We start from the raw sequence: 12,735 nt of genomic DNA, 5'->3' as shown, positions 1-12,735 counted from the left end.
GGTTGCGCCCACGCTATCCCAAGGCTTCTGTCGCCGCGATCGCCGCGAGGTTGACGATGCCACGGCTTGTCGTCGATGGCGCAAGTATATGCGCTGGCGCGCTGGTGCCCATTAAGAGCGGCCCAACCGAAAGCCCGCCGTTCATTTCCTTCAGCAAGGTCATGGACAGGTTCGCAGCATCGAGATCCGGGAAGATCAGAAGGTTCGCCTCGCCGGTAAGCACGGAATCGGGAATGTAACGTTCACGAAGATCGTGGTTGAGCGCGACGTCACCCTGCATCTCACCCTCAACGACCAGATCCGGTGCGATCGTCTTCAGCTTCTGATAAGCCTCCCGCATCTTGAACGCGCTTTCGCCGTCGCGAGAACCAAAGTTCGAGTAGCTCAATAGAGCGATCTTGGCCTCGATGCTGAAGCGCTGCAGGTGGTCCCGAGCCTGAAGTGCGATCGCGACGATCTCGTCCGCACTCGGGTTCATGCTCACATAGGTGTCGGCGAGAAAGAATACGCCTTGCGGCAGGATGAGCATCGACATGGCGGACACATCCGTGACACCATTCTGCAGGCCAATGATTGAGCGAATGTCACGCACATGCTTGATGTAGCGGCCCTGCAGTCCGCAAATCAGCCCGTCGGCTTCGCCGCGCTTGACCGCCAGGGCGCCGATCACCGTGGTATTGGTCCGCACGATTGTGCGGGCGGTCTCCGGCGTAACCCCATCGCGACCAACCAGCGAGTGGAACAGCGAGACGTAGTCACGATAACGCGGATCGTCTTCGGGATTGATCACCTCGAAATCTTTGCCCGGTCTGAGTTTCAAGCCGAACCGCTCTATCCGCGATTCGATGACGCTGGGGCGGCCGATCAGGATCGGGCGTGCAATCTGCTCTTCCAAGAGAACCTGTGTGGCGCGCAGCACGCGCTCTTCTTCACCGTCGGCAAAGGCGATCCGCTTGTCCTTGCCACGTGCCATATCGATGATGGGCTTCATGACGAGGCCAGACCGGAAAACGAAACGCGTCAGGCTGTCTCGGTAGGCCGCAAGATCTTCGATGGGACGTTTCGCGACCCCGCTTTGCATCGCTGCTTCGGCGACTGCGGGGGCGATGCGCAGAATTAGCCGCTGGTCGAACGGATTCGGGATGATGTGTTCCGGCCCGTAAACGGCCGGCTCGCCGGTTGGCGAGACTTCAAGCCCCGGCTCGTGCGCAAGCTGGGCAATAGCGCGCACCGCCGCCAGCTTCATCTCCTCGTTGATCGTTGTTGCACCGACATCGAGAGCACCGCGGAAGATGAACGGGAAGCACAAGACATTGTTGACCTGATTCGGAAAATCGGACCGTCCGGTACACACCATGGCATCGGGACGCGTCTGCTTGGCCAGCTCGGGCATGATCTCCGGCACTGGATTGGCCAAGGCCAGAACCAGGGGCCGGTCTGCCATCTTCTGCAGCATTTCCGGCTTGAGCACTCCCGGTGCCGACAGCCCCAAGAAAATGTCCGCGTCATCGATAACTTCAGCAAGGGTTGTGGCATCGCTTTTCTGCGCGAACTGGCCGCGCCAGCGATCCCTCAGATCGGTGCGGTTCTCCGTGAGCAGCCCATCCTTGTCACCGACCCAGATGTTCTCCTGCTTCGCGCCGAGGGCGAGAAGGACGTTGAGGCATGCGATGGCAGCAGCACCAGCGCCAGAGGTGCAGATCTTGACGTCCTCGATGCGCTTGCCGGCGAGTTCCAGCCCGTTGAGAACCGCAGCCCCCACAATGATGGCGGTACCGTGCTGATCGTCGTGAAAGACGGGAATCGGCATGCGCGCCCGCAGGGCCTCTTCGATCTCGAAGCAGTCCGGCGCCCTGATGTCTTCAAGGTTGATGCCACCGAAGGTCGGCCAGAGCGGGGCGACCGATTCGATGAACTTGGCGGGGTTCGTTTCATCAATCTCGATATCGAACACATCGATGCCAGCGAATTTCTTGAAGAGCACCGCCTTGCCCTCCATCACCGGCTTCGAGGCGAGCGCGCCGATATTACCGAGGCCCAGAACCGCAGTGCCATTGGAGATGACGGCAACGAGATTGCCGCGGGAGGTGTAACGCGTGACAGCTTCGGGATTCTGGGCGATCTCTTCGCACGGCGCCGCAACGCCTGGGGAATAGGCGAGCGCCAGATCACGTTGGTTGCCGAGGGGCTTGGAAGGATTGACCTCAAGCTTGCCGGGCTTCGGGTATTCGTGAAAGTGCAGCGCAGCTTCTCGCAATGCCCGCGTCTGCTCGTTCATCTCGCTGGCCATGATCCCCTCCGGACTATCGTGGTCCGTTAGGTGCCACTATTTTCGGCGTGATGAAAGACCTTGCTTGTCAGGCGGCAGACATCTGCGGGCTATCATAGCCCGGCGTCGGAAGGGCTTTCGTCAGCTCCAGGAAAGCAGATGCTTTCAACGCGGGCGAGAACAGGAAGCCCTGTGCCTGGTAGACGCCGCGCGACCGCAGATAAAGCGCCTGCTCAGCGGTCTCGACGCCCTCTGCGACGATCTCGGTATCTAGATCTCGGGCCATGGTAATGAGCCCGTCGAGCACAGGCACCTGCGAGACGCCTGGTTTGATCATGTCGATGAACACGCGGTCGATCTTGATGATGTCGACGCCAAGAGTCGCCATGAACGCAAGGTTGGAGTGGCCGGTGCCGACATCATCCATCGCGAGGCGCGCGCCCAACGCGTGCAGCCCCGATATCACACTGGTGCTCTGCAGCGATTGCTGGATCGGCTGACGCTCGGTGATCTCAAAGACCAGCTGTCCATAGCGGATCGAGGAATTGCTGAAAATGGCCTGGACGTCGTCGACGATCGAGGCATCGCGGAAGTGCCCATCGAACAGGTTTATGGCAATTTTCATTTGCGGGCGCTGCTCGGCTACCTCGCCAAGGTCGGCCTTGACCTGCTCCATCAGCGAAAGAGTCATCGGCACAGCAAGGCCAGACGCTTCGGCCTGCTCAATAAACTGGCCCGGGGGGATGACTTGACCGTTGCGCCGGACCCAGCGGCAAAGCACTTCGCAGCCGAGCAATTCACCGGTGCGCAGATTGATCACTGGCTGGTAGTACGGCTTGATTTCACCACGAGAGATGGCGCGTTCGAGATTGAAGACGGGCGGTTGCGTGCTCCGCACGTATTGCAGCGACAGAAACAGGAACGCCGCGCACAGTAAGGCGGTGACGACCGTAAGGCCGACGTCGAGATCGCCATATTCTGCGCGCAGGTGCGGAAAGGACGCAGCAGCCTCGAGCGTAAGCGGCAATTCTTCGACGTATGCATTCGCCTTTACCGCGTCGCTGGACTCCATGATGGCCATGTCACCATAGCTGTTGACCTGCCGACCATCGGCGAGAACGAGGCGAATGGCGGTGGCGTCTTGCAGATCGCCGCCCAGCATAGCGAGGCTCTGGCGCAAAGACGGCACGAAAGCAGAGACGACACGGTCTGCGCCGACCGGCAGCGACAGTTTGAAGACCGGCCGCTCGTAGGTATCGATCATCACGAGCTGCAGCGACTCGGCGCGACCGGGCAGTGGAAAAGGCTCTGAAACAGGCGAATAGGTGAAGTCGCTCTGGAAGGCATCACAATAAAGAACACGATCTGCATTCTCGACCGTGATCTGCTTGAGGGCCACACTGCCCTGGACTTCACGCTGTGCCTGGTCAACGAATGTGGAGGTGCACAGGGAGGCGCCATCTGCGACCAGAGATTGCAGACTGTCGAGCACGCCAACCACATTGTCGTGGACGCTGGCGGCCAGCATATCGGCACGCTCCTGCAGCCGATTGGTCGAGCTGGTATGCACGTGGTTGTCGATCAGGACATCGACTGCAAGTATCGGCAGGAATGCCAGAATTGCGCTAACCAGCGTAAGAGTGTTGGAATAGCGAGAGTGCAAACGGAGCCGCCTGTGGTGCAGAAGCCTTTTGCCTGACTATGAGGTGTCAGGCATTAAGCTTCCGCAAACATTCCACAATTTCGACTGAGGCGCTGTCGCACGCGCCCGCTGTTTACTTCGACGGCGGATTGACGCGCAGGTGAAGCTCTCGCAACTGCTTGGGTGCCGGCTCCGAAGGTGCTCCCATCAACAGGTCTTCGGCCTGCTGGTTCATCGGGAACGGGGTGATCTCGCGCAGATTCTCAGCACCACAGAGAAGCATGATGATGCGATCGATGCCGAACGCGGCGCCACCATGCGGCGGCGCGCCGTACTGGAAGGCCCGGTAGAGACCGCCAAACTGGCTTTCCACATCCTCGCGGGAGAGACCAACGAGCTCGAAGGCACGCAGCATGGTCTCCGGCTCCTGATTACGTATCGAGCCCGACGCGATTTCGTAGCCATTGCAGACGGCATCATACTGATACGCCTTCAACGTCAGCGGGTCGGCGTTGTTCAGGGCCTCGAGGCCCCCTTGCGGCATGGAGAATGGATTGTGCGCGAAGTCGACGCGCTTTTCTTCTTCGTCCCACTCGTAGAACGGGAAATCGACAATCCAGCAGAGCTCGAAGCGATCCTTATCAACGAGGTCCAGTTCGGTGCCGGCGCGGGTGCGCGCCTCGCCGGCAAACCTGTAGAATTTGTCCGGACGCCCGCACACGAAGAAAACGGCATCGCCATCCGACAAGCCGAGTTGCTCACGGATTGCGGCGGTCCGCTCTTCGCCAATGTTCTTGGCAATTGGTCCGGAGCCCTGCCCTTCCTTGAAGAAGATGTAGCCAAGCCCCGGCTGCCCTTGCCCCTGCGCCCATGCATTCATCCGGTCGCAGAAAGCGCGGCTGCCGCCGGTCGGCGCCGGAATAGCCCAAACTTCGACTGCATCGTCAGCAGCGATCTGGTTTGCAAAAACCTTGAAACCCGAGCCGGCGAAATGCTCCGTTACGGGTTGCATCTCTATGGGGTTGCGCAAATCGGGCTTGTCCGAGCCGTACTTGCGGATCGCGGTTTCGTACGGGATACGCGGCCAATCCTTGGTGACCGGCTTGCCCTCGGCGAACTGCTCGAACACCTGGGTGATGACCGGCGTCATCGTGTCCCAAACGTCTTCCTGGGTAACAAAACTCATTTCCAGATCGAGTTGATAGAACTCGCCCGGCAGGCGATCAGCACGCGGATCCTCGTCGCGGAAACATGGCGCAATCTGGAAGTAACGGTCGAAACCGGCCACCATCAGCAATTGCTTGTATTGCTGCGGCGCCTGCGGGAGGGCAAAGAACTTGCCCGGGTGCAGACGGCTCGGTACCAGAAAATCGCGCGCGCCTTCCGGCGACGAGGCGGTCAGGATCGGCGTCGAATACTCGGCAAAGCCCGCAGTATTCATGAGCCGACGCATTTCGGCGACGATGCGGCTGCGCTTCGCGATGTTGGCGTGCAGCGTCTCGCGCCGTAAATCGAGGAAGCGATACCGCAAACGAACTTCTTCGGGATAGTCGGGCTCGCCGAATACCGGCAGCGGTAGTTCTTTCGCCGACGACAGCACCTCGATCTCGCGAATGAACACTTCGATCTCGCCGGTCGGCAGGTTGGAGTTTACCGCCTCGGGAGCACGTGGCTTCACCTCGCCATCAATCCTTACCACCCACTCGGAGCGGACCTTCTCGACGTCTGCGAAGGCTGCCGAGTCGGGATCAACGACGCATTGCGTCATTCCGTAATGATCGCGAAGGTCGATGAACAGAAGGCCGCCATGGTCGCGAACGCGATGAACCCAGCCGCTCAGGCGAACCGGATTGCCGGCGTCACTCGAACGCAGGGCGGCACAGGTGTGGGAGCGGTAGCGGTGCATTGTCATATCGGAACCAGATGAAAAAGGCCGGAATCTCGCGGCGGAAAAGCGCATGCAAGAGGCAGATTGTCAAGGAGAGCGTCCGACGGAGCCGGACGTCAGACGCTTTGACGGCCACAATCCGGCCAAGTTCCTTCTTGGCGGGGCAAGGCTCCCCCTGTTAGGTAGGATGAAAGAGCTCAAAAATACGGATAACTGCATGGACGTGATTACGTCACGGGAGGAACTGGCCGAATTTTGCGATCGGGCCCCGAGCCACGATTTCATGACGGTGGATACAGAGTTTCTGCGAGAAACCACCTACTGGCCAAAGCTGTGCCTTTTGCAGGCTGCGACAGTTGATGAAGCTGTGTTGATCGATCCTCTGGCGAAAGGGATGGATCTGACGCCGTTCTTCGAACTTCTTGAGTCTCCTTCGCTGGTGAAAGTGTTCCATGCCGCTCGCCAGGATATCGAGATCTTCGTCAAGCTGACCGGTAGGGTGCCGAAGAACATTTACGACACACAGATCGCCGCCAGCGTCTGTGGCTATGGCGACAGTGTCTCTTACGACAATCTCGTACGCTCGATCACAAAGGTGTCGCTCGACAAATCCTCACGTTTTACGGACTGGGCGGCACGCCCGCTCAGCGAGAAGCAGCGGCGCTATGCGCTTGCCGACGTTACGCATCTTCGCGACATATATCTTGCCCTTCGGGACAAGGTTCGTGACACGCGGCGCCAGGACTGGGTGGAAGACGAGATGTCGGTGCTGCGCAACATCGACACCTATGTTGTTCAGCCGGATCGCGCCTGGGAGCGGTTGAAGCTGAAGATCAACCGGCCGCGCGAACTTGCCGCGCTGAAGCGGCTGGCGGCATGGCGAGAGCGCCGAGCCCAGGAAATGGACCAACCCCGCAACCGCATCTTCAAAGATGATGTGCTGTATGAACTCGCGGTACAGCGTCCGCTTACGCCGGAAGACTTCGAAAAGCTCCGTGCGGTGCCCCGCGGCTTCGGACGGAGCGCGCAGGCGGCGGAGATCATGGCACTGCTTGGCCAAGTCGAGAGCCTTGGTAAGGATGAGCTGCCGCAACTGCCGGAGCGCTACCGCGGGCCTTCACCAAAGGGGGCCGTGGGAGACTTGGTCCGCGTGTTGCTGAAGGCAGTGGCCGAGCAGAACGATGTTGCGGCGCGCATTATCGCCACGTCCGATGACATCGATGCGCTGGTGCTTGACGACGATGCAGATGTGGCGGCCCTCCGGGGCTGGCGGCGGAGCCTGTTCGGCGAGAAAGCGCTCGCGATCAAGCACGGTAGAATTGGGTTGGCCGCGACGCCCGACGGAATTGTCGAAGTGCCACTCGATGGCAGCGAGAGCAGCGTCTAGTCGATTTTTATGGCGCACTCATCAATCCCGGCAACGCCGGCAAATTGGGTCAGGCGACCTTGCAGGTGGTCCCCTGCGAGGAACGCCAGGTCAGTCGGCAATGCCAGAACCAAAGTCTTGTCTTCAATCCTGATGTCTACGCGCGGCAATACCCCAGGCATCGCCGCTGACATCGGGTAGGCTACGCGATAGAGTGCGCCGATTAGCTTGGCACGCTTTTGTTCTTCGGCCGAGAGCAGCGCCAGAACCGCTGGCTGAACGTTCTTGTGCTTAATTCCCGCGTAGCGGACCGCCAGAATCTCTGACAGGAAGGCGCGGCCCTGGTGGTCGATTCCGGTCAAGGAACTGTACGCCACGGCATCGATGCTTTGCTCAGCGCGATAATCCGGATGCGCGCGCCAGCCTATGTCGGCGACGAGACATGCTACACGGCGCATGCGCCGCTGCGCTTCAGTCTCGCCAAATTCGGCCGCTGAGAAAAATTTCGAAGTGAACTCAAAAAGATCATGCGCATGCGCCGGCGACCGCGAGCGCAAGACCGACATTTCCTCGGCACCTTGCAACAGCGGATCGACTGTCTGCTCGCGCGGCTTCAAGTGCCCGTAGAGATAGCCCTCGCGAACACCAAGGGCTGAAAAGGAGACCTGCTCGAAGGCTCCTGCACGCAGGATTTCTCCGAGCACGGCAGCACCGTACGGCACGAGGTCTCTACGCGAGGACGAGGTGTAATCCGCCCCCGGATACGACTTGCCTTTGCTCGACTGCTTGACGATCTCGGCGCATAGATCGCGTATTTCACTTGCTGGTACGTGGTAGTTCTGAACCATGTGCAGCGGATAGTTGCCAAGGTTCTGATGAAGCTTCGCTAATGCGCGCCAGGTCCCGCCGATTGCGCAGAAAATCGGGCGCGCGCCGTTTGCACGGAGCAGAGACTTGTCCAGCCGCTCTGCAACGATAGATGCGGCCTTAACCGGCGAGCCGTCGCTATCGTCCTGAAGGCGGATGACACCAAGCTCAAACGTTTCGCCCTCTGTATCGACGCCACGGCTGATCTTCGCGAGTTCAAGGCTTCCGCCGCCAAGATCGCCCACTGTGCCATCAAAATTGGGGTCTCCCGCGACCACTCCGAGCGCCGCGAAGTGCGCTTCATCTTGGCCGGACAGCACAGTCACCGGCGTGCCCATGATCTCTTCGACGGCGGAGACAAACTCCTCGCGATTTGCCGCATCACGTACCGCCGAGGTGGCGAGGACGTAAACGCTGCCAACCCGCATCAGCTTGGTGACGAGTGCATATCTCTTGATCGCTGTGAGGGCGCGCTCGACATTCGCGTCGGCGAGCCGGCCATTGGCTGCCATGCCGCGACCGAGGGCGCACGCCGCCTTCTCGTTATAAAGAGGCGTCAGCGCACGCGCGTGCCGCTCGTAGACGACAAGGCGGACAGAGTTGGAGCCGATATCGAGAACCGCCACCGGGCGCGCGCCCTTAATGCGGCCCTGAGCGGTTGGATCGGCGTCAACGCCCCAGTACTGGTTCACGTTATACCTCGTCCACGTCTCTACTGCCGGCACTGCCGCGCCCGGACAGAGAGGGGTTCGTCATGAAATAATCATGCGCATTGAAAACATCCTCACCGTCCGCAACCCGGATGCGGTGCGAGCTACCATCCGGCAACACTTCCCAGCTCTGCTGGTTATCGCGCAGATACGCAACCAGGATCTTGTCGAGAATCTGCTTGTGCACCGTCCGGTTGAAGATGGGCACCATTACTTCAACCCGCCCATCGAGATTCCGCTGCATGATGTCGGCGGAGGAAATATACACCCGTGCCTTGCGCGATGGCATGGTTTCGCCATTGCCGAAGCAATAGATGCGAGAGTGTTCCAGGAAGCGGCCGACAATCGATTTTACCCGGATGTTGTCGGAAAAGCCTGGAATGCCGGGACGCAGACAGCAGATCCCACGCACGATCAGATCGATCTTTACGCCTTCCTGTCCGGCATCGTAGAGCGCGTCGATGATCTCGGGATCGACCAGCGAGTTCATCTTGAAGATGATGCCCGCCGGTTTGCCCTCTCGCGCGTAGTTCACCTCATTCTGGATGTTGTCCAGAATCGTCTGGCGCAGATTCACGGGTGATACGGCAACAGACTCGAGCTCGCTGGGACGGGCATAGCCGGTGATGAAGTTGAAAACCCGGGCGACGTCCCGGGTGATAATTGGGTCGATCGTGAAGTAGCTGAGATCCGTATAGATCTTGGCGGTGATCGGATGATAATTGCCGGTGCCGATATGGCAGTAGCTGACCAAGCGCCCTTTTTCGCGACGAACGACCTGGCTCAGCTTTGCGTGGGTCTTGAGCTCGATAAAGCCGAATACAACCTGGGCCCCTGCCCGTTCCAGATCCCGGGCCCAACGGATATTGGCCTCTTCATCGAAGCGTGCCTTGAGTTCGATCAGGCAGGTGACGGACTTGCCAGCTTCGGCCGCCGTGATGAGCGCCTTGACGATCGGGCTATCAGAGGAGGTGCGGTAAAGGGTCTGCTTGATCGCCACGACATCCGGATCGCGGGCCGCCTGCATGAGGAACTGTGCCACAACGTCGAAGCTCTCGAACGGGTGATGAACGAGGATGTCCTTGGCGCGGATAGCGGCGAAGCTATCTCCGTTATAGTCACGGATGCGCTCGGGAAAACGCGCGTGATGCGGGGTGAATTTGAGGTCCGGCCGCTCGATGCCGCAGATGGCTGATGCATCCGCAAGCCCGAGGAAACCCTCCACCTCGAATGTTTCCTCTGGCGTGACACCCAACTGTTCACTGATCTGACGCTTGAGGGCGCGCGGCATGGACTTTTCAAGTTCCAGACGGATGACCTGGCCACGACGGCGCTGGCGCAGCGCGCTTTCGAACTCCACGACAAGATCGGCCGCCTCGTCGTCGATCTCAATTTCACTATCGCGGATCAAGCGGAAGGCGCCAGAGCCAACAACCTCGTGACCCGGAAACATCTTGTGAAAGAATAGCTTAATCAGAGTGTCTATAGTGACGGTTTCACTACGCCCGTCACTGGCGAGAACACTCGGCAGGTTAATGAACCGATCGAGATTTGCCGGCAGACGCACCAGCGCTGTGAGCGAGGAATCTCCTGACGGCCGGCGCAACTCGAACGCCAGCGCCATGCCCAGATTGGGAATGAACGGGAACGGGTGGGCCGGATCGATAGCAATCGGGGTCAGGACCGGGAAGATCTCGTCACGAAACAGCTTGTCGAGATAGGCGATCTGCTCTTCGCCGAGATCGTTGGATTCATGAATGACGACGTTCTGCTCGAACAGCTCTTCGCGCAGAATCTGCCACTGCTCCTGCTGCTCGAGCTGCAGGTGCTGAGCGAGCGTTGAAATCTCTTCGAGCTGCTCTGCCGGGGTCAGGCCGTCAGCACTTTGCTTGCTGAGACCGGCGCGCAACTGCCCCATGAGCCCAGCCACGCGCACCATATAGAATTCATCGAGGTTGTTCGCCGAGATCGACACGAAGCGGAGCCGCTCCAGCAGCGGATGCGCCTCGTTGCTGGCTTCTTCAAGGACCCGAAGATTGAACTGCAGCCAGCTGGTTTCGCGATTGACGAAGCGCGCCGGGCTCTGGCGCAATGCAATGGCATCGGGCCCCGCGTCCTCGCCGTGGGTGATCTCTTGCATTTCATTCATCGTCTGTGTCCTCGGAGCTGCTGGCCGTCTCATCTCGCGCATGGCGACGTATCTCAAGAGCCTCAGCTGCGATCTTGCGGGTAATCGCCGTGCCGCGCTGCATCGCGAGACGGTCGATCAGTTCACACAAGGCTACAACCTCGGCACTCGAGCGTTCCATACGCGCCACCAGGTATGCAATTGTTTTTGCATCAACTTGAACCTGCCGGTCGCCGAACAACTTCACGAACATCTGTGACAGCTGGATGTCGTCCGTCTGGCGCAATTCTAGCGCTACGGCGAGACGGGCGCGTGAACGGACATCCTCGGTACTATAGGGCCAATGCTGGATTGGCGCTCGCGCGGTCAGCAGCAGCGGCCGATTGTCCCGCATGCTCTGGTTGAGCAGATGGAAAAGTGCGTCCTCCGCAATTGGGGCACGATCCACATCCTCGATGACCACGGGACGTGTTCCGCCTGAGCGCGCCAAGTCAGCCAACGCCCCCGGAGGCGCCACGATCGCGTCGGACAACTCAGTGAAGACACGGGCAAGATGCGACTTGCCGGATTTTTCTTCACCGAACAGCACGGTCAACGGCTCTGGCCAATGCGGGAAACTGGCAACGCGTTCATAGGCAAGGCTATTGCCCTCGCCGACGATAAAGTCGTCCGCGGCGAGTGAGGGCTGATGCGCGAAATCGAGGATCAGCTGATGACCCGGCGCCGAATTGGCGTCGAGAGTATCTCCGCGATCAGGATATCGATGCATCGTCACCGGTTTCATCCGAAGTTCCGAGATAGAGGCTGCTGGCTCTGTATTTGGCGATAGCGTACCGCACGAGGACGCCAACGATTGCAGCCAATGGAACCGCCAACAAGACGCCGATAAAGCCAAATACGAGGCCCGAAGCCAGAAGCGCGAACATCAGCCAGACAGGATTGATGTTGATGCTTGAGCCAACCAGCTTGGGATACAGCACATTACCCTCAAGGAACTGGCCGACCATATAGATGCCGAACACAACGGCGATCATTACCCAGTTTTCCCCGAATTGCACGATGGCCACAGCCATTGAGAGCACAAGGCCGATGGCGAACCCGACAAATGGAACAAAGCTGAAAAGGCCTGCAATGAGTCCGATCGCAAGGCCGAAGTTCAGCCCCGTCAATGTAAGGCTCGTCGCATAAAATGCCGCCAGAATCATGATCACGCTGCCCTGCCCGCGGATCACGCCGGCCATCGATTTATCGATGTCGCTCATGATTCTCTGAATTTCGTCGCGGTTCTGCCGGGGCATCAGGCTCTGCGCCCCGTGCATCATCTTTTGCCAGTCGAGCAGCATGTAGAATGCGACGACAGGGGTGAAGACGATAAAGCTGAAAACGCTGATCAGCGTCATACCGCTGGCGAGGATATCTGCCGTGAGGCTACCGAGCATGCCGACCAGATCGCCAAGCAGGTCGGCAATCGTGGTCTCGAGTTGCGCCGCACGATCTTCGCCCAACCAGTCCGTCAACTGCGGCGCCAACTCGCGTGCGAGTTCCTGCAAATTCGAGGCATAACCTGGAAGCCGCTGGACCAGGCCGCCGGCCTGCTGAGCGGCCAGTGGCACCAGCATTAGCAGCAGCCCACCGAGGATCGTCACGACGATCAGCAGCACAACCGCGGTTGCCCAACCGCGGCCAATATGGGCGCGCTGCACGAAGTTTACGACGGGATTGAGCAGATAGGCCAAGGCCGCACCTACCACGAACGGCAGCAGTATCCCGCGAAACAGCCAGAGCAGGCCGAGGAAGACGATGGAAATACCGATCCAGATGAGGACGTGGTTTCGCAGTGTCATCGGTCGGCCAACCCTTGCGTC

Annotated in this window: 8 protein-coding genes; 1 reads left to right on the top strand and 7 read right to left on the bottom strand. The window is 59.5% G+C overall.

The genetic code is table 11. The features are described 5' to 3' along the window. Positions 1-13 precede the first annotated feature (13 nt). The 3 genes from IE127_RS01295 to aspS all read right to left on the bottom strand — a co-directional run bounded on the left by IE127_RS01295 (position 14) and on the right by aspS (position 5,817). A complete protein-coding gene (locus tag IE127_RS01295; RefSeq protein WP_280516627.1) occupies positions 14-2,290 on the bottom strand; it encodes an NADP-dependent malic enzyme in 2,277 nt (758 codons plus the stop codon). 67 nt (positions 2,291-2,357) lie between these two features. Further along, the gene (locus IE127_RS01290) at positions 2,358-3,932 is read right to left on the bottom strand and encodes an EAL domain-containing protein (protein WP_189422633.1); all 1,575 of its coding nucleotides are present in this window, start codon (positions 3,930-3,932) and stop codon (positions 2,358-2,360) included. A gap of 112 nt (positions 3,933-4,044) precedes the next feature. Continuing rightward, a complete protein-coding gene (gene aspS / locus IE127_RS01285; RefSeq protein ID WP_189422632.1) occupies positions 4,045-5,817 on the bottom strand; it encodes an aspartate--tRNA ligase in 1,773 nt (590 codons plus the stop codon). Positions 5,818-6,016: 199 nt separating this feature from the next. On the opposite strand from aspS, the gene rnd reads away from it, so the two are divergent. Further along, the gene (rnd, locus tag IE127_RS01280) at positions 6,017-7,186 is read left to right on the top strand and encodes a ribonuclease D (RefSeq protein ID WP_189422630.1); all 1,170 of its coding nucleotides are present in this window, start codon (positions 6,017-6,019) and stop codon (positions 7,184-7,186) included. On the opposite strand, the gene IE127_RS01275 is transcribed toward rnd, so the two are convergent. From IE127_RS01275 to IE127_RS01260, 4 genes are read right to left on the bottom strand one after another with little or no spacing between them, the layout of a single operon-like run. Further along, positions 7,183-8,724, bottom strand: a complete 1,542-nt coding sequence (locus tag IE127_RS01275; protein ID WP_189422628.1) for a Ppx/GppA phosphatase family protein — start codon at positions 8,722-8,724, stop codon at positions 7,183-7,185. The two genes, rnd and IE127_RS01275, sit on opposite strands and share 4 nt — an antisense overlap. 1 nt (position 8,725) lies before the next feature. Then, positions 8,726-10,891 (bottom strand): RNA degradosome polyphosphate kinase, encoded by a 2,166-nt coding sequence (locus IE127_RS01270; RefSeq protein WP_244639854.1) that lies wholly within the window; start codon positions 10,889-10,891, stop codon positions 8,726-8,728. Continuing rightward, positions 10,884-11,645 (bottom strand): P-loop NTPase family protein, encoded by a 762-nt coding sequence (locus tag IE127_RS01265; protein ID WP_189422626.1) that lies wholly within the window; start codon positions 11,643-11,645, stop codon positions 10,884-10,886. The genes IE127_RS01270 and IE127_RS01265 overlap by 8 nt, the downstream gene beginning before the upstream one ends. Beyond that, positions 11,623-12,714: an AI-2E family transporter gene (locus IE127_RS01260; RefSeq protein ID WP_189422624.1), complete on the bottom strand. Its 1,092-nt coding sequence runs from the start codon at positions 12,712-12,714 to the stop codon at positions 11,623-11,625. The genes IE127_RS01265 and IE127_RS01260 overlap by 23 nt, the downstream gene beginning before the upstream one ends. Positions 12,715-12,735 lie beyond the last annotated feature (21 nt).

This window comes from Devosia pacifica, assembly GCF_014652635.1.
In the GTDB taxonomy this organism is placed as follows: domain Bacteria; phylum Pseudomonadota; class Alphaproteobacteria; order Rhizobiales; family Devosiaceae; genus Devosia; species Devosia pacifica.
The sequence above is the reverse complement of the archived record's forward strand: the minus strand, read 5'-3'. Positions and strand labels throughout refer to the sequence as shown.